Here is a 22,197-nt window from a genome sequence, read left to right on the forward strand (position 1 = left end):
ACCCGGGCGAGTCATTTTCTATTGATGATTCGTATAAATCTAATTTATACTACGGTATAAGTCGATTCTGGGGCCGATTGTTCGCCGCAGTACTGGTAAAAATAATTCCCATGTAGGGAGTATGTGTTTTGGTCTCGCCCGCCAACCAAGACGATGGTGTTGGAATTACCGACACCGACATTGATCAGGTTCTTGATGACCGCGCAGAAGGGGATTCTGCTGCGGTCAAAAATGATTCTGGGGCAGGCTCTTCGGGCGAAGGCAACTCTCAATCCGCTGCAACGCAGGTTTTCACCAACATCCAGAACGTGATCGGCACTGCCTATGACGATGTTCTGGTGGGCGATGGTGGTGACAACACCCTGATTGGCGGCGAAGGCGACGACATTCTCGAATCGGGCGAGGGTGAGGATGTTGTTACCGGCGGCAAAGGACGCGATACATTCGTGCTCCAAAGTGGTTTCGAGCAAACCACAATCACCGACTTCAACATTGATGAAGATGAGTTGGCGCTTGGCGATCTTGGCGTCGACAGTGTCAGCGAGCTCATGGCGCTGGCCAGCGAAGATGCGTCTGGCAATGCCTTCATCGTGTTCGCCACCGGCGAAAAGGTGATTTTCGAGGGCGTGTCGAAGGTAGAGCTTGCCAATGTGACGCTGGTGGATGTCCCTCAAATCAACGAAGTTTCCGTCGCGACCAAGGGCGGGGATGCTGCCTCGACCGATGGCGAAGCCAATGTGATTGAAGGTGGGTCAGGCGACGACATCATTATCGGTTCGGATGGTGATGATGTCATTTTGCCGGGTGGCGGTGCAGACAGCATTGATGGCGGTGCTGGCGAAGATACCCTGTCATTTGACGGGGCTTCTGACGGCGTGCGCGCCGATCTTTCGCAGGGTTCCTCAACCGATGCCACTGGTGCCAATCGGACTTCATTTGAAAATATTGAAAATCTCCGTGGCACATCGGGCAATGATGTTCTGACGGGTGATTCTGGCAATAACAGCCTGTCGGGTGGCGATGGTGACGACACCTTCGCCGTCAGCGACGGTGCGGACGCTATTGACGGTGGTGCGGGCGAAAATACCCTTGATTACAGCCAGTCTGATCAGGGTGTTGAAGTTAATCTGGAGTCCGGCGCTGGTCGTGTAAATGACGCGCAAGATACTTCATCGCAAAGCGATACCGGTACCGCAACCGATGGTGCCGCAAGTGGTGATGCGACAGGCGATAGTGATACGGAAACTGGTTCCGGCAGCACCGGAGAAACGGGTTCGGCAGCTTCAGGTGAAACCTCTGGTGATGGCGCGACCGGTGCATCCGGCAGTGAAGGAACCACCCAGAGTGATGGCGGGACCGACAGTGATTCCAGCGGTTCCGGTGAAGCCACGACTGGCGATCCGGTAACGGAAACCGGTTCAACGGGCAGTTCCGAAGCACAGGAAGATACCACCTCAGGCGAGGCTACATCTGGCGATTCAGAAAGCGCCGGCGAAACGGGCAGCACCGGCGATAGCGCGTCGGAAACACCAACCGATGGCGGTTCAGGTGATGCATCTGGTTCCGAAGCGACCGGTAACGAGACCGGTGCGTCTTCGGGTGAGGCTTCCGGATCGACGGATGGCGGTAGCACAACGGGTGAAACCGTATCAGGTGAGACGGAACCTTCCACGGGTGGTTCCGACGCTGGTGATGCAACCGGCGGAGAAGAGGCTTCAGGCTCTGACAGCGCTGAAGTCGTTGACGGTTCTGATACGGGTTCTGGCGCAGGTTCAGAAGCCGGTGCGGGCAGCGAGACTTCTGGTGAAGGTTCTTCTGGCGGTGAAACCAGCGGAGAGGCAGGTTCTGACAGTGCTTCTGCCGGCAGCGGTGAAGATACGCTAGGCTCCGGTGACACCGAAGGTGGCGCAACCGATACTGGCAGTACGGATTCCAGTGATGCTGCGGGCGAAGGTGCTGAGCAGCCGGTAGACGAAGCAACAGGTGAAACATCCGGCGGTGAGGCCGCTGGCGCGGGCGCTTCCTCTGGCGAAGCAGAGACCAGTGAAGAAACCGCAGGTGACGAAGCCGGTGCCGAGAGCCCGGCTGGCGAAACCAGCCCGAATACAGAAGACAATACAGGCACCGGTGCCCAGGCGGGTGCCGAAGCTGGTGCAGAAACCAGCGCTGAGACGGCTGAGTCCCAAGCCGGTTCAGAAACCACTGGCGCAGGTAGCGACGAAACACCGGCAGAAGGCTCCGGCGAGACAGGATCAGGCGACGGTGCTGCTGATGGCGATCAGGCGTCTGATGCGGGTTCAACTTCTGGTGAGACCGCAGGTCAAGAAACCACCGGTGAAGAAACCGCATCGGGTGACACGACCGAAGGCGGCGAAGCTGGCACAGCACCAGAAGGTGACGCCGGACAAGAAACTTCTGGCGATGCTGCCTCGGGCGAGGACGCAACGGGTGGTGAAACAACCGGCGGTGCTGACGCTGAAGCGGATGGCGACGTAACCGATGCTGATGACGGCGATTCCAGCGCCTTTGACAATAATCCGTCGGGTGCGGCCGATGTCGTTCAGGGCGACGACGAGACAGATACTCTCGGGGGGGCTAGTGGAAACGACACCCTTCAGGGCAATGACGGCGATGACACGCTTGAAGGCGGTGCTGGCAATGACCTTTTGCAGGGTGGTGGCGGCAATGATGTCCTGCGCGGTGAAAGCGGCAACGACATCCTGCAGGGCGGTGATGGCAGCGACAGCCTGTTTGGTGGCGATGACGACGACGTGCTGCAGGGTGGGGCTGGCAACGACCTTCTGGTTGGTGGTTCCGGCAATGATGTCATAGCGGGTGGGTCCGGTGATGACTTCCTGCGCGGGGGCCAGGGCGATGATCACATCCAGGGTGGCAGTGGTGTCGATACCGTAAGCTATAGCGATGCCGACAGTGCCGTCACGGTTGACCTTGCCAATGAAACCGCGACGGGCGGTGCAGGCAATGACGTCGTCCAGATGGTGGAAAACGTCGTTGGCTCCGACTTTGACGATCACATTGCGGGTGATGATGCCGACAACGTCCTTGAGGGCGGCGCGGGCATTGATACTCTGACCGGTGGTGCGGGGGACGACACCCTGACCGGTGGTTCGGGTGCCGATGACTTTGAGCTGACCGAGAATTTCGGCAATGACACGATCACTGATTTTGCCGGTTCGGAAGATATTATAGATCTTTCCAAACTAGGCATTCAGGACTTTGCAATCCTGCAATCCATGATGTCGGATGATGGCAATGGCAACACCGTTATCGATTTCGGGGATCAGGGCACGCTCACCCTTGAAGGTGTCAGCAGCGACAGCCTGAACGCGGATGATTTCCGCGGTTTCGGTCGCATTTTTGAAACCGAAGACAATGACGTCGGTGCCGGGACCGACGGCAACGACGCGCTTTATGGGTATGGCGGTGACGATACGCTCAGCGGTGGGGGTGGTGACGACGTTGTCTCGGGCGGCTATGGCGATGACACGGTTTCGGGCGGGGCAGGCAACGATACCCTGCGCGGTCAGGAAGGTTTTGATACCGTCGACTATTCCGGTGCCAATGGCGGTGTTCAGGTTGACCTTGGCGCAGGAACTGCGACGGGTGCCGATGGCAACGATGTTCTTGATCGTATCGAAAATGCGACCGGTTCAGCCTATGACGACGAACTTTACGGCGATAACGGTGTCAACGTTTTGCGCGGTGGTGCGGGTAATGACACGCTTGTTGGTCGTGGTGGCAATGACACCCTTGATGGCGGCGAAGGCGACGACCTGTTCGTTGGCGAAGAAGGCAACGATACCCTCATCGGCGGTGAAGGCAGCGATACCCTTGATCTGAGCGCGCGTGAAAGCGGTCAGGAAGTTTATCTTGGCGATGGATCCGCGCGTGACGGCCAAACCGGCGAAACTGATACACTGATTGGTGTTGAGAACGTTATTACTGGTGCTGGCGATGACACTGTGGTTGCGTCTAGTGATGCCAATGTCATTTCGACCGGAGACGGTGACGACACCATTCGCGGCGTCGGCGGCAATGACACCATCGACGGTGGAGATGGTAATGACACGGTTTCCTTTGGCAATGAGTCCGGGCTGAATGTCGATCTTGCGAACGGCACCGCCACGATGGGTTCCGGGACAGCGCAGCTTTCCAACATTGAAAATATTACCGGGTCTGCAAACAACGATGTCATTTCCGGTGACGATGGCGCGAACACGCTTTCGGGTATGGCTGGTGATGACACCATTTCCGGTGGCGGCGGTGATGACGTGCTGTCTGGCGGTGCTGGCAACGATACTGTTGACTACACCGACGTCGATGGCGGTGTGACGGTTAACCTTTCGACCGGCACAGCAACCGGTGACGGCAATGACACCTTTTCGGGCTTTGAAAACGTTGTGTCCGGTTCTGGTAACGACATCGTTTATGGCAACGCTGTCGACAACATAATTGATACCGGTGATGGCGACGATACTGTCTTTGGCAGTGCCGGTGATGACACCCTGATCGGTGGTGATGGCAACGATACCCTAAGCTATAACGCTGGTGTGACAGGTCCTGGGTCGGCCGTGACGGTTGACCTCGAGGCAGGAACGGTTTCCGGAAACGACTTTACCGATGTTATCTCCGGTTTTGAGAAGATCGAGGGTTCATCGGCCAGCGACACCATGCTGGGCAGCGGTGGTGACGATATCTTCTTGGGTGGTGCCGGAAACGACACCATTGATGGTCGCGGCGGTGACGATACGCTCAGCGGCGGATCGGGGGCTGATACCTTCGTTGTAACCACCGACAGCGGCAATGACCTGGTCACCGATTTCGATCCGACGAACGATATCATTGATATTCAGGGTGTCGACGGTCTTGAGCTGTTTTCTGATGTTGCTGATTTCATTGGTGAAGATGCGGCGGGCAATGCCACAATTACGGTTGGCGACGCCGTCATTACCCTTGAAGGTGTTAATCCCGATAGCCTGACCTATGCCAACTTCAAGGGCATCCGTTCGCTCGAAGGTACCGAGGACAGGGATGTTCTGATTGGTACTGATCGTAGCGATGTGATCAGTGCGAAAGAAGGTAATGACACCGTTTCCGGGGGGGCTGGAAACGATACGATTGATGGCGGCGATGGCAACGATGTCATCACTGGCGGAACTGGCACGGATACCATCACCGGTGGTGCTGGCAATGATGTGATCAGTGGCGGTGCTGGCAATGATGATCTTGATGGTGGCGAGGGCAACGATACTCTGAGCTATCAGGGTGCTGATGGCGGTGTTGTTGTCGACCTTGAGACCGGCGAGGCAAGTGCGCCTGATGGCACTGATACGATTGCCAATTTTGAAAATGTCACTGGCTCGTCCTTTAACGACACCCTTGCTGGTGATGACACTGCGAACGTGATTGATGGCGGCGCAGGTAACGACATTCTTGATGGTCGTGACGGTGACGATGTGCTCAATGGTGGCTCTGGTAACGACACCATGTCCGGTGGCGCAGGCAATGACACGATCACCGGTGGCCTTGGTTCTGATACCGTTACCTATGCGGATGCATCGGGTGGTGTGAGTGTCGATCTTGCCTCAGGTTCTGCATCCGGCGCAGACGGCAACGATACTCTGGACTCCATTGAAAACATCGTAGGTTCGGACTTTGAAGATATCCTTACCGGTGACCAGTCCAATAACGTCATCGAGGGCGGTGCAGGCGATGACACCATCAGCGCTGGTGGCGGCAACGATATTGTTTCCGGCGACGAAGGTGCTGATACCTTTGTCTTTGGCGCTGAGACTGGCCGGACCGTCATCACTGATTTCGATCCGGCAGAAGACAAGATTGATCTTGCTGGCTTCAATGTTCCGAACTTTGAAGCACTCAAGAAAATGCTCGGTACGGACAGTTCGGGCAATGCAGTCATCACTATAAATGACAGCACTATCGTCCTGAATGGTGTTTCCCCGGAAGACCTCACTGCAGAAAACTTCATCGATATTGACTCGCTGGGTGCGACGCAGGGTGATGATGTTTTGCAGGGATCTTCCGCTGCCGAGATTATTGACGGCCTGTCGGGCAATGACACGATTACTGGTGGCGCTGGCGACGATACGATTTACGGCGGCAGCGGTAATGACACGATTTCTGGCGGTTCGGGTCAGGACGTCATCGATGGCGGTGACGGTGAAGATACAGTCGATTATTCGGCCGGCGGTGGCGTTTCAGTCAATCTCGAAACGGGTGTTGGTGGTGTCGGGAACGAAGACACGCTGATTGATATCGAAAACGTTCTTGGCTCAAACCAGAACGACACCATCATCGGGAATGACGGTGCCAACACATTGTCTGGTGGTGCAGGTAACGACATCCTTTCAGGCGGTGCGGGCGATGACGTCTTGCTTGGTGGTTTGGGCAATGACAGGCTCACCGGCGGTGAAGGTGATGACACGGTACTGGGCGGTGCAGGCAATGACATCCTCTCAGGTGGTCTTGGCAATGACGTCCTAGTTGGTGGCGCCGGCACAGATATCGCTGATTACAGCGACGCAGACGGATCGGTTACCGTTGATCTTTCCCAAGGAACTGCAAGCGGTGCCGCAGGTAACGATACGCTCGAAGGTTTCGAGAGTGTTCAGGGTTCTGATCACGACGACACACTGATCGGTGATGCGGCCAACAACACTCTTTCGGGAGGTGCGGGCGACGACGTCCTTGATGGCGGCGCTGGCGATGACTTGCTGATTGGTGGTGCGGGAAGCGACACCATCGAAGGTGGTGAAGGCACCGACACCATCAGCTATGCCGGTGGAAGTTCTGTCAATATTGACCTGGCAGAAGGAACAGCCACCAACGCCGATGGAACTGACAGCATCAGTGGCGTTGAAAATGTCATTGGTTCTGATGACGCCGATGTCATTACAGGCGATGCAGCTAATAACATCATCAATGCGGGTGAAGGTGCCGACACCATCACCGGTGGCGCAGGCGATGATACCCTGACCGGTGGCGCGGGTGCTGATGTCTATGTTGTTGGCCCGGACGACGGAACTGACACGATCACCGACTTTGCCGTTGGTGAAGACCAGATTGATATCTCCGCTCTTGGTGTCGATACTTATGGCGCACTTTACGAGATGATGACCGAGAACGAAAACGGTGACCTTGTCATCGATTTCGGTGAAGGCACGTCGATGGTGCTCGAAGGTGTTGGTCTTGACGACATTACCGCCAACAACTTCATTGGTGTTCGCGACATTGTCGGAACGTCAGGTGATGACACCATGTCGGGGACCGATGGTCAGGACACCATGTCGGGTCTTGATGGCAACGACATCATTGATGGTCTTGAAGACGATGACAGCATCTTTGGTGGTGCCGGTGACGACACCCTGATTGGCGGTCAAGGTAACGACATTCTTGATGGTGGCGATGGTGTCGACACGGTCGATTATTCCGACGAAACCGGCAACATCACGGTCAATCTCCAATCAGGAACAGCGACTGCTTTAAGTGGCAACGACACGATCCGCAATGTTGAAAACGTTGTGGCAGGTGCCGGTAATGACGCGCTTACAGGTTCGGATGCTGACAACATCCTGATCGGTGGCGAGGGCGATGATGTCCTAGAAGGCCTTGGCGGCGATGATACCCTGTCGGGTGGCGTGGGCAACGATACCGCAAGTTACGCCAATGCTAATGGCGGCGTTACGGTCGATCTTGCTGCGCAAACGGCAAGTGGTGCGGCGGGTGATGATGCCCTTGAAAGCTTTGAAAACGTTATCGGTTCGACGCACAACGACATGCTCACGGGGGATGCTGGTGCCAACACGATTGATGCTGGCGCAGGTAATGACTCCCTAGTTGCAAGCGGTGGCAATGATGTACTGCGCGGCGGTGTCGGGGTTGATACTGTTGATTACGGTACTGCGACTGGCGGTATTACGGCCGACCTTGGCGCAGGCACTGTCACCGGTCTGGGCAATGATACGCTTTCGGGTATCGAAAACCTCAGCGGTTCTGCTTTTGACGACACCATAACTGGTGATCAGGGTAACAACGTCCTGTCCGGTGAAGATGGCGACGACATTCTTTCAGGCGGCGGCGGCAACGACACGCTTCTGGGCGGTGCTGGTGACGATACCCTGAGCGGCGGATCGGGCAGTGACCTGATTGATGGTGGTGATGGAATTGATACCGTTGATTATTCTGATGCCGAAAGCGGCGTTACCCTTGATCTTGGAGCTGGCATACCGGACTCGGTAACCGGTGACACGGTTCTGAATGTCGAGAATGCCATCGGTTCGGGGCAGGATGATACGATTACCGGTTCGGATGCAGACAACACCATTCTGACTGGTGCCGGCGACGATACCATCAACGGCAGTGCTGGCGACGATGTCATTGACGGTGGTGCCGGGCAGGACGTTGTTGATTACAGTAACAGTGAAACCGGCGTTGATGTCGACCTTGAAGCCGGCTCGACTGACAAGGCCGATGGAACCGATCTGTTGAGCAACATCGAAGATGTGATCGGCTCGGATGCCAATGACAGCATTAGTGGTTCGGATGCTGCAAATACCCTTTCGGGTGATGTAGGCGACGATACGATTGATGGTCGCGCTGGAAATGACCTGATTGCTGGTGGTGTGGGAGATGACACCCTTTCAGGTGGCGCGGGTATTGATACTGTTGATTATTCCGCTGCAGCCGGTGGTCAGAATGTCGACCTTGCCGCAGGAACGGCAACCGGTGCAGACGGTAATGACACGATTTCCGGTTTCGAGAATGTCACCGGTACCGACTATGACGACACCATCACCGGTAATGACGCCAATAACGTAATCCTTGGCGGTGCTGGCGACGACATGTTGACCGGTGGCGCAGGCAATGACGTTCTGAACGGCGGCGAAGGTAATGACAGCTTCGCTGGTGAACTGGGCGACGACACTTACATTGGTGGCGCGGGTACAGATACCCTTGACTACTCTGATGCGGCATCAGGGCTGACCATTAATGTGGGAAGCAATACCGCAATCGGTGATGATACCGGCCGTGATACCTTTAGTGGCATCGAACGGATTATTGCATCCGACCATGATGACACTGTGACCGGCGGTGCCGGTAACGACGTGATCGATGGCGGTGCGGGCGACGACACCATTTCTGGCGGTGTTGGCACTGATACACTTGATGGTGGCGAGGGCGAAGACACGCTTTCCTTTGCGGTTGATGCAGGTGTTTCGGCAGATCTGCAGACCGGTGTGATCAGCACCGGTGATAAAGTCTCGAATTTTGAAAACATTTCCGGTTCGACCGGTGCAGATACGTTGCGCGGTGATGGCGGTCGCAACACGCTGTCGGGTGACGCGGGCAACGACGTCCTTGATGGTCGCGCAGGTGATGACGTCCTACTGGGCGGTGCGGGCAATGATACGCTGCGCGGTGGTGTTGGTAGTGACACCATTGATGGTGGTGTCGGGAACGACACGCTTGATCTCGGCGACCTTTCTGGCAACCAGACCGTCGATTTTACCAACGGCAGTGCCACCGATGGTACAGATATCGATACCTTCGCCAATATCGAAAATGTCATCATGGGTGATGGCGATGACCTGATCATTGGCGATGGCAATAACAATGTCATTGATGCCGGAAATGGTGATAACAGCGTTGATGCGGGTGCAGGCAATGACGTCGTCACAACCGGTGACGGTGCTGATATTGTCGATGGCGGGACTGGCGATGATACCATCAATACCGGTGCAGGTGCCGACACCGTTTCTGGTGGCGAGGGTAATGACGTCATTTCTTCTGGCGAGGGCGCCGATAGTGTCGATGGTGGTGCGGGCAATGACACCGTCAATACCGGTGACGGGGCTGATACCGTTCTTGGCGGTGAAGGTGACGACGTCATTTCTTCTGGCAGCGGTGATGACCTTGTCGAAGGTGGCGCGGGCAATGACATCATTTCGGGTGGTGCCGGTGCCGATACGCTCGATGGTGGCGCAGGCAACGACACCTTGCAGTCGGGTGCCGGTGATGACCGCCTGATTGGTGGTGAAGGCTTTGATACTGCAAGCTATATCGACTCTCAGTCTGCCGTCACAGTTGATACCAGCAACAATACCGTATCCGGCACGGCAACCGGCACCGATACCCTTGAGGGTATCGAGGCCATCCGTGGTTCCGAGTTCAACGACACCTTCATCGGTGGCGCACAGAGCGATACCTTTATCGGTGGTGCAGGGGATGACACCTTTGATGCCGGTGCTGGCAACGATATCCTGACGCTTGGCGAAGGTGCTGATCAGGTGATCTTCAATCCGGGCGACGGCCAGGATACTGTTACCGATTTCAATCCGCTCGCCGATACCATTGACCTGACCAGCTTCAATATTGCCGGTTATGGTGCGCTCGAGAAAATGTTTGGCACGGACGCCAATGGTGATGTGACCATCACGTTTGACAGCGGTGATACCATCACGCTGCAAGGCGTCACTCCGTCAGAGCTTAGCGCAGACAACTTCATCGGTGTTGAAGTCCAGCTTGGGTCTGAGAATGCCGATGAAATGATCGGCGGCAGTGGTGATGACATTATCAACGCCCTTGAAGGCGACGACACGATTGATGGTGGTGCCGGGAATGACCGCCTGATCGGTGGCGAAGGCAACGATACCGTCGATGGTGGTATCGGCAATGATACGCTGGTCGGGAATGCTGGGTCGGATTTGCTGCGTGGTGGCGATGGTAACGACACCGCCGATTATTCGACTGAGGGGGCTGGCATTGTTGCCGACCTTGATGAGGGAACAGTCACCGGTGGTGACGGCGATGATGTCCTTGAAGGCATTGAAAACGTCACCGGTACCCTGTTTGACGATACCCTGTCGGGCAATGACGAAAACAACACCCTGACCGGCCTTACCGGTGACGACACCCTTGTCGGTGGCGCTGGTGATGACGTGCTTGATGGTGGCGAAGGTTCCGATACCGCCGATTACAGCAGTGCTGATCAGGGCGTAACCGTCAATCTTGCAGCCGGTTCAGCAACTGGCCAGGGCAACGACACCCTGATTGATATCGAAAACGTCGTCGGGTCCGACTTCAACGACAAGATTGCCGGTGACGAGAGCAACAACACCATTTCCGGCGGTGCCGGTGGCGACGCGATTAATGCTGGCGCCGGGAACGACGTTATTGATGGCGGCGAAGGCATAGACGAAATCAGCGGCGGTTCTGGCGACGACATCATCGATGGAGGCACCGGTGGCGATATCCTCTTGGGTGAAGCTGGCAACGACACCATCAGTGGTGGCGAAGGCGATGACATCGTCGAAGCGGGTGCCGGCAGCGACTGGGTCTATGGGGATGTCGGGGATGACATCCTTGATGGTGGCAACGGCGAAAATGATATCGACACCGTCGACTATTCCAATGTCGATGCAGGTGTCACGGTCGATCTGGTCAAGGAATACGCGACTGGTGGCGGTGGCGACGATATCGTTCGGAATTTCGAACGCGTCATCGGCACCGATTACACCGATACCCTGATCGGCAGCGACGGCATAAACACACTTGATGGCGGATCGGGTAACGATACCCTTGTTGGCGGATCGGGTGATGATGTCCTGATCACTGGCGAAGGCGAAGATCTGATCGTGCTTGCGCCGGGTGGGGGACATGATACCGCGACCGACTTTGACGTTGAAAAAGACATCATCGATCTGTCTGCTTATGGCATCGAGGATTATGCCACCCTTCGTGACCAGATGGCCGATGATGAAAACGGCAATGCCGTCATCACCCTTGGCGATGGCGACAGCATCACCCTTGAAGGTGTCTCGGTCGATGATCTTGGTCAGAAAAACTTCTTTGGCTATGACGCCATCTTTGGCACCGAGTTCGAAGATGACATCACCGGCAGCCAGATCAGTGACGAAATCCATGCGCTTGAAAGTGATGACATCATCGACGGTCAGGCTGGTGATGATGATATCTATGGCGACGAAGGCAATGACACCCTGATTGGTGGTGCAGGTGACGATACCCTGCGCGGCGGCGATGGTAGTGATACCGCCGATTATTCCGACACGACCGAAGATGTCACCGTTGATCTGGGTGCTGGCACCGCGACGGGTGAGGCGGGCAACGATACCCTTGAAAGCATCGAAAACGTCACCGGCGGTAATGGTGATGATGTGCTTATCGGTGATGAGAATGCCAACATCCTTGATGGCGGTGCAGGCAATGACACGGTCTTTGGCAATGGTGGCGATGACACGCTGATCGGCGGCGAAGGCGAAGACATTCTGTCTTATGAAGACGCCGAAAGTGGTGTGAATGCCGACCTTGATGCCGGTACTGCGACCGGTGGTGCAGGCAATGACAGCATTGACGGTTTTGAAACCCTGATCGGTTCTGATCATGATGACACGCTTGCTGGTGGTGAGACTGACAATGTCATTGATGGCGGTGCCGGGAATGACACGCTTTCGGGCGGTGCGGGTAACGACACGCTGATCGGCGGCGAAGGCGACGATATCGTCGATTATTCCGACCAGACCGATGGTGTGGTTGTCGATCTTGAAAACGGCACCGGTAAGGCAACCGATGGCACCGATACCCTTGACGGTATCGAAGGTGCGACCGGTGGCGCGGGTGATGACACCCTGACCGGTTCGACGGGCGACAACGTCCTTAATGGTGGTGCGGGTGACGACACGCTTTCGGGCGGTGCGGGCAATGATACGCTTGCCGGTGGCGAAGGTGCCGACCTGATTGATGGCGGTGCTGGTGATGATGTCCTGTCATTCGAAGGTGACAGCGTTGCCGCCGACGGCGACACCACCGACCATGTCGGCAGCCCAACCACCGACGGGACTGGCGAAGTTGCCGATATTTCTGGCAAGAGCCTGTCTGATGACAGTTTCGTTGGTGGCGACGGCAATGACACGCTTGTTGCAGGCTCCGGTGACGATGCGATCATTCTCGATCGTGATCATGAAAACGGTGCGGCCAACCCGTCCATCGCTGATATCGAAAACATCGATGCCGGTGACGGTAATGACGTCGTCGACCTGACCAGCAACACTCATGCCTATGGCGATGTCACGGTTGATGGCGGTGCGGGCGACGACACCATCTGGTCAAATGACGGTGACGATGTCCTGTTGGGCGGCGAAGGTGCCGACAACATCAATGGCGGTGCCGGGAACGACACCCTTGATGGTGGTGCGGGTGACGACGTTCTTGATGGCGGCGCAGGTTCTGACACCATCAACGGTGGTGCAGGTAATGACACCATCGCAGCCGGTGCTGGCGACGATATTCTGATCGGTGGTGACGGCGATGACACGCTTGATCTCTCGGGCGCCGATGGCGCGACCATTGATCTTGGCGCGGGCACCGCAAGCAGCGATGAAACCGGCAGCGACAGCATTTCGGGCTTTGAAAATGTCATCGCGACCGATGGTGATGACACCATTACCGGATCGTCTGGCAACAACACGATTGATGCCGGTGCGGGCAATGACACCGTTACGCTTGATGGCGGCAATGACGACATCGATGGCGGCGATGGTATTGATACCCTTGATCTGTCTGACACCACGGGTGGTGTGAATGTCGATCTTGCGGCCGGTACGGCAAGTGGTGCCAACACCGGATCGGACACCATTGCGAACTTCGAAAATGTAACCGGATCGAACGATGCCGATGTGATCAACGGTTCCGATGATGCCAACATCATTGACGGCGGGGCTGGCAACGACACACTTGATGGTGGTCTGGGTGACGATACGCTGTCGGGTGGTGAAGGTGCCGATACGTTTGTCTTCGAAGACGGTACGGACACCGATCTTGTCACTGATTTCGATCTGACGTCGGATACGATTTCACTTCCGGATCTGGGCATTTCGGCCTGGACCGATCTGCAACCACTGCTGTCTGATGGCCCTGATGGTGCGGTTATTACCCTGCCATCTGGCGGTACGGTGACCCTGTCGGGTGTGGCCGTTGGCGACCTGACCCCGGATCACTTCACTGGTATCGACAATATCGGTACACCGGGCGAAGACACCCTTGGCGGTGGCGACGGCGATGATTCGGTTGATGGTGGAGGCGGCAATGACAGCGTCGATGGTGGCGACGGTAACGATACCGTAGACGGTGGTGACGGTGATGATTCCGTTGGCGGCGGCAGTGGGAACGATTCTGTCGGTGGCGGAAGCGGCAATGATTCGGTCGGCGGCGGCGGTGGTAATGACACGGTCGATGGTGGAGACGGAAACGACACCGTAGATGGCGGCGATGGGAATGACACTGTTGGTGGTGGTTCGGGTGATGACACCGTTATTGGCGGTGGCGGCAACGACACGCTTGGCGGTGGTGAAGGTGCCGATACGCTTGATGGTGGCGACGGTGATGATATTCTTCAGTTCGAAGCTGATCGCACCGGTCAGGCCGGTGATGAGACCGATCACGCAGGCAGCCCGGGTGTCGATGGCACTGGTGATATTGCCGATCTTGAAGGCCTTGGTCTGAGTGATGACCAGTTCGACGGCGGCGAAGGCAGAGATACCCTTGTCGGCACGTCGGGCGGTGATGCGATCATCCTTGATAACGATCATGCCGACGGATCAAACGCACCGTCGATTTCCGGTGTCGAAGTCATTGATACAGGCGATGGTGATGACGTTGTTGATCTGACCAGCCAGACGGATTCCTATGGCGATGTATCGGTTGATGCCGGAACGGGTGACGACACCGTCTGGACCAACGAAGGCAATGACAGCATCAGCGGCGGTGATGGCAATGACCACATCAATGCCGGTACGGGCAATGACATCGTCGATGCCGGTGCAGGCAATGACACGGTCGTCGGCGATGCGGGCAACGATACGCTTTCGGGTGGCGATGGCTTTGACACACTTGATATGTCCGATGTTGACGCGGACGTCGCGGTCAATCTGCAGGATGGAACTGCTCACAGCAGCGAAACCGGCGATGACGTCATTTCCGGCTTTGAAAATGTCACCACGGGTGCCGGTGATGATACCGTTACCGGCAGCAGTGCAAATGACACCATTTCGACCGGTGCCGGTGCCGATACCATTGATGGTGGCGATGGCATCGATCTGATCGATGGTGGTGCTGGCAACGACGTCATTTCCGACGGCGCGGGCAGCGACCTTGTCCTGGGTGGTGCCGGTGACGATACGGTCATTGCCGGTGCAGGCAATGACAGCCTTGATGGTGGCGACGGCACTGATACGCTGAATATGTCGAACGCAACGGGTGGTGCGGTTGTCGACCTTGGTGCGGGGACGGCAAGTTCGGCCGAAACTGGCAATGATCAGTTCTCCAACATCGAGAATGCCACGACGGGTGCTGGGGATGACCAGATTACCGGGTCGAGCGGCGATAACGTTATCAATGCAGGTGCCGGTGCCGACACCATTGATGGTGGCGCAGGCGACGACACGGTTGCCGGTGGCGCGGGTGCCGATACCTTTATCTTTGCCGATGGCACCGATAATGATGTTGTCAGTGACTTCACACGTGGCGAAGACAAAATCTCGATTGATGATCTTGGCATCGAAAACTGGGGCGACCTTGTTCCGTTGCTAAGCGAAAACAGCAATGGTGACGCCGTCCTGAACCTGCCGTCTGGTGGCACGGTGACCCTTGTCGGGATTGGTCTGAGCGAACTTAGCGCGGATGACTTTACCAACATCGCCGACGGCGCAACCCCGAATGACGACATCCTTTCAGGCACCGATGACGATGACACCATCGATGCCCTTGCCGGTGACGACACGGTTGCGGGTGGTGCGGGTGATGACACCCTGCTTGGCAATGACGGTGCCGACACCCTGGACGGTGGCACGGGTAATGACAGCCTTGATGGTGGTGCGGGCAACGATACACTGTCTGGTGGCGAAGGTGACGACGCCTTAACTGGTAGTGCCGATAACGACGAACTCAGCGGCGGTACCGGTGACGATACCCTTGACGGCGGGGCTGGCGACGACGTTCTGAACTTTGATGTCGACGGAACCGCGATCAGTGGTGACACCACCGAAAATACCGGCAGCCCGGGTGTCGATGGCACCGGCGATATTGCTGATATCAGCGGCAAGAACATCTCTGACGATACCTTTATCGGTGGTGAGGGTAATGACACCCTTGATATGACCGATGGCAGCGATGCGCTGGTGCTTGATGGTTCGAAACTTGGTGATGGTCAGACCACCACGCCAACGACCGAAACCCGCACCTTTGGCCTGACAGAGTCGGCAAGTTCGGCTGATGTTCAGGCGGCTTGGTCCGATGCCAACCTTTATGCCTTTGACTTCGGCACGTCCTATGTCGATGGCGATGGCAAACTGAACCTTGCGGCGGCGGATGACGCGGTCAACTTTGATGGCAATGGCATCGGTAATGACGGCGGTGGTATCGCTGGCGGTCAGATCAACCACGATGCCCAGTCCGGCGAAAGCGAAGCCATTGTTGTTGATCTTGGTTCAGATGCCTCGACAGCCACCGTTCAGGTTTCCAACCTGATGGCGGGTGAAGGCGGCGGCGAGATCGGCTCCTGGCAGGCCTTTGATGCCGATGGCAACCTTGTCGCTTCGGGCACGCTTGATGACAGCACCGTCAACTACTCCAGCAACGGTGTCGGCACGGCAACCATCAACGCCACCGATGGCAGCGGCAATGCGATCGAATTCCGCTATATCGCGTTTGAAAGCGAGCCGTATGCCAATGGCTCGACCGGTTCTGACAGCAGCGACTTTTTTGTTCGCTCGATCAGCTTCGACACCACGGTCGATGAAACCACGACCGATGGCGCACGCCTTGACGGGGTCGAGGTCATCAATGCCGGTTCTGGCGATGACGTGGTCGATCTGACCAGCGACACCATTTCGTACGGCGATGTCACCATCAATGGTGGTGCGGGTAACGATACCCTTTGGGGTAACGCCGGTGACGACACCATCAATGGCGAACTTGGCCATGACAACCTGGATGGCGGTGCGGGTAACGATTACCTTGATGGCAGCTATGGCGACGACATCATCAATGGTGGTGTTGGCGATGATACGCTGCAGGGTGGTATCGGCGACGATACCCTGCGCGGTGGTGCGGGCAATGACATCATTGTCGGCGGTGCTGATCAAGACGTCGTCATGTATGACGATGCGACGTCTGGTGTTGATGTTGATCTGGCGAACTACACCGCAACCGGTGGTGCCGGCAACGACGCGATCTATCATGTCGAAAATGTCATCGGTTCGGATCATGAAGACACAATCGCCGGTGATGCGAAATCCAACATTCTTGATGGTGGTGCCGGTGATGATACGCTGTCGGGCGGTGCTGGCAACGACACCCTTGTTGGTGGCGACGGCAATGATACCGCCGATTACAGCAACGCAAGCAACCCGGTAAATGTTGATCTTGCGACCGGCACGGCCAAGGTCGGCACAACCGAAACCGACAAGCTTTCCAGCATCGAAGACCTGATTGGCTCGAACGGCAATGACAGGCTTTCCGGTTCGGACGATAACAACACCCTGACCGGCGGTCTGGGGAACGATATCCTTTCGGGGCGCGCGGGTGATGACCTGCTTGAAGGTGGTGCCGGTGACGACATCCTTGATGGCGGCGAAGGCAATGACACCATTAATGGTGGTGACGGCAGCGACGTGATCACTGCCGGTGCCGGTGCGGATATCGTTGATGGTGGTGCGGGCAACGATACCGTTATGGCAGGTGCGGGTGATGACACCCTTGCCGGTGGTGAAGGCGACGACACCCTTGATCTCAGTGATGCCACCAGCGACGCCACGGTTGACCTTGTGGCCGGTACGGCAAGCAGTTCTGAAACCGGCAATGACACCATTTCCGGCTTTGAAAATGTGATTGGCAGTGCTGCGGCAGATACCATTGCCGGTGACGCCGCCAACAACACGATTGCTTCGGGCGATGGTGCAGACGTCGTTGATGATGGCGCGGGCAACGACGTCGTCGATGCCGGTGCCGGTAACGATACCCTGATGGCGTCTTCTGGCGACGACACCCTTGATGGTGGCGACGGCGAAGATACGCTTGATATGTCGGCTGCCAACGGTGCGACGGTGGATCTGTCGGCTGGTACTGCGACGTCGGCTGAAACCGGGACGGATACGATCAGCAACATCGAAAATGTTATCGGATCGGATGGCGACGATGTTCTGACCGGGTCAAGTGGTGCCAACACGCTGCTCGGTGGTGCCGGCGATGACACCATCGAAGGTGGCGCAGGTGGCGACTATCTTGATGGTGGTGATGGCCGTGACACCATCAGTTACGAAGGTTCAGACGCCGGTGTTGAAATCTTCCTCGGTGACACCGATGCCCATACCCATAATCCGGGTGAGGACGGGCGCGCCTTTGGTGGCGATGCGGTTGGCGATATCCTTGCCAACTTCGAAAAGGTCATCGCATCGGCCCATGACGACTATGTCTATGGCAACAGCCAGAACAACGAAGTTGATCTGGGGGCCGGCAATGACACGTTTGACAATGTCGAAACCGACATCAGCGAAGACACCGTTGATGGTGGTGCAGGCAACGATGTCATCTGGACCGGCGATGGTGCCGATACCCTGATCGGTGGCGAAGGCAATGACACGCTGCATGGCGAACGTGGCGACGACTACCTTGACGGTGGTGCGGGCAACGACACGCTTTATGGCGATCAGGGCAACGATACCATCGATGGCGGTGCAGGCGATGACGTCATCCATACCGGATCGGGGGCCGACGTTGTTCAGGTCACCAGCCTGATCGGTGACAAGGTCGTCATGGACTTCAACACCAGCGTCGATCAAATCTCGCTCGATGCGCTTGATATCAGCACCTGGTCGGAACTGGCCCCGCTTCTGTCCGAAGTGAATGGCAACACGGTCATTGATCTTGGCGATCAGGGCTCTGTCACGCTGCGCGGTGTCCGCCTGAATGATGTTTCATCCGACATGTTTGTCGGTATCGAAAATGATGGTGGGCCGACCCAGTTTGACGATGTCCTGCTGGGCACCAGCGAAGATGACTATATCGATGCCCTTGCCGGTGATGACACCGTCGATGGTGGCGCTGGCAATGACACGCTCAATGGCATGGAAGGCAACGACACGCTTTCGGGTGGTGATGGGAACGACACCATCACCGGCGGCAGCGGCAATGATGTGATTTCCGGTGGCTCGGGTAACGACAGTCTCGAAGGCAATGAAGGCGATGACGTCATTGAAGGCAATGCCGGTGACGATACCCTGATCGGTCATGCCGGTAACGACGTCATGGATGGCGGTGGCGGCGATGATTACATCGACGGCATGGAAGGTGACGACACCATCACCGGTGGCGACGAAACCGACACCATTTATGGCTCTGCGGGCAATGACTCGCTGGATGGCGAAGGCGGCGACGACGTTCTGTATGGCGGTGATGACAATGACAGCATCGCTGGCGGTGCGGACAACGACCTGCTGTCGGGGGATGCCGGCAATGACACCCTTGATGGTGGCGCCGGCAACGATACCCTGCTTGGCGGTGATGGTGACGATACGCTTCTCGGTGGCGACGGTGATGACGTTCTGTCGGGTGGCAATGGCAATGACCTTCTCGATGGTGGGGTCGGCAACGACACCCTGACCGGAACCGATGGCACCGATACCCTGCTTGGTGGTTCGGGCAACGATACGCTGGATGGCGGTGCGGGTGATGACACCTACACCGGCGGCACGGGTGCGGATGAAATCATCGTATCGAACAATTCCGGCAATAAGGTTGTTACCGACTTCAGCATTAACGAAGACAAGATCAATCTGGCGTCGCTCGACATTGATGACTGGGGTGATCTGCAAGAACAGATGACCCAGGTCGGCAACGACACCGTGATCAACCTGAATGGTCAGGGCACGCTGACGCTTGTTGGCATCTCGATGAGCCAGCTTAAGGCGGACATGTTTGTGGGTGTCGAGCAGGCCTCCGGCCCGACGCCGTATGATGATCTGCTCTATGGCACCAGCAACAACGACACGATTGCCGCCCTTGCCGGCGATGACACGGTCTATGGCCTGAATGGTCAGGACACCATTAGTGGCATGGAAGGCAATGACAGCCTGTATGGTGGTGACGGCGATGACACGCTTTCGGGCGATGACGGTAATGACCTGATCGAAGGCGGCAGTGGCCAGGACAGCATTACCGGCGGCACCGGCGACGATACCCTTGACGGTGGCTCGGGCGATGACCGCGTCTGGGGTGGTGACGGTGCTGATACCATCACCGGTGGCCAGGGTCAGGACAAGCTGTATGGCGAAGCTGGCAATGACACCATCAATGGCGGCACCGGCGATGACAGCATCCTGGGTGGTGCCGGCAATGACGTAATTGATGGCGGCGAAAACAACGACCGTCTCTACGGCGGCGATGGTGACGACACCATCGAAGGCGGCAATGGCGACGACAAGCTTTATGGTGGTGCCGGCAATGACACCCTGATGGGTGGTGCCGGTCATGACAGCCTTGTCGGGGGTGCCGGTCGCGATACCGCAAGCTATGCCAACTCGACCACGGCAGTTGCCGCAAACCTTGAAAGCGGCACCGCAAGCAGCAGCGTTGGCAATGACAAGCTAAGCTCTATCGAAGACCTGATTGGTTCGAACTTCAACGATTACCTGTTCGGTGATGATGGCGCGAACCTGCTGTCGGGTCTTGATGGCAATGACATCCTTGGCGGTGACGACGGGGATGACACCATCTGGGGTGGCGATGGCAATGACAGCATCAATGGTGGCCGCGGTTCGGACCTGATCGATGCCGGTGCGGGTGACGATTACATCGAATACCAAAAGGATGCGAGCTGGACGGGCAGTTATGCTGCGAAGAACGTTGGCGATCCGGGGATGGATGGCACCAACGAACAGATCAATCTTTCGGGCTATAACCGTTCCGAAGACATCATTGATGGCGGTTCGGGCACCGACACCCTGGCCATGACCAGCGGTAACGACGCCCTGTTCCTTGAAGATCGCCTGACCGATCCGGGCACCAGCCCGCGGATCTCCAACATCGAAGTCATTGATGCCGGTAACGGGGATGACATCATCGATCTGACCAGTGACACGCTGTCTTATGGTGATGTCACCATCCTTGGCGGTACCGGCGATGACATCGTCTGGAGCAACGCTGGCGATGACGTGATTGATGGCGGTGCTGGCAACGACACCCTGTGGGGTGGTTCGGGCGCTGATACGATCACCGGCGGTGCTGGTCAGGATGTGCTGAATGGCGGTGCGGGTGATGATGTCCTGCAATACAACGCCGATGGTGTCTGGGATAACAACTGGTACGCCGTCAACAATGGATCGCCCGGCGAAGATGGTCATCAGAACGACAGTGGCTGGGGTCATCACCATTTCCATGGCAATGGCTGGGGCCATAATGAAGGTGGCGACACTGGCACTGGCGAGACCGTCAATCTGGGTGGCTATAACCAGTCGAATGATGTCTTCGCCGGTGGCGAAGGTGTCGACACCCTGAAAATGACCAGCGGCAATGACGCCCTGTTCCTCGATGATGACGTCAGCGACGGCGATGCCAATGTCCGCATCAGCGGGATCGAAGTGATCGAGGCCGGTGACGGCAACGACATCATTGATCTGACCAGCGACACCGAAAGCTATGGCGATGTCACCCTTGATGGCGGTGCCGGTAACGATACGCTTTGGGGCAATGCCGGGGATGACCTGTTGCTGGGTGGCTCGGGCGATGACCATCTTTATGGCAGTGCCGGTGATGACACCCTGACCGGCGGCACTGGCTGGGATACCTTCCAGATTGGTAAAGCCGATGGTCATGACATCATTACCGACTTCAAGCCGGGCGAAGACATCATCGATCTGTCGGAGTGGAACTACAACAACTTCAACCAGGTCCTCAATGACATGCATCTCGATACCGATGGCAATGTCGTCATTGAACTGGGCAACGATGCCTCTGTCACGCTGATGGGGGTCAATGATCCGGACGATCTGGATGCCGATGACTTCGGTTTTGGCAACTGATCAAGGATCATAAGTCTGATCGAATAAAAACGGGCGCTCATCATGACCGCCCGTTTTCTTTTTGGAT

General features: G+C 56.7%; 1 protein-coding gene. It reads left to right on the top strand.

Going from position 1 to position 22,197, the window contains the following annotated elements:
• The first annotated feature begins 128 nt into the window (after positions 1 to 128).
• A complete protein-coding gene (locus DY252_RS22650; RefSeq protein ID WP_064787594.1) occupies positions 129 to 22,130 on the top strand; it encodes a M10 family metallopeptidase C-terminal domain-containing protein in 22,002 nt (7,333 codons plus the stop codon).
• Positions 22,131 to 22,197: the final 67 nt, after the last annotated feature.

It is taken from the genome of Thalassospira indica (assembly GCF_003403095.1).
GTDB lineage: Bacteria > Pseudomonadota > Alphaproteobacteria > Rhodospirillales > Thalassospiraceae > Thalassospira > Thalassospira indica.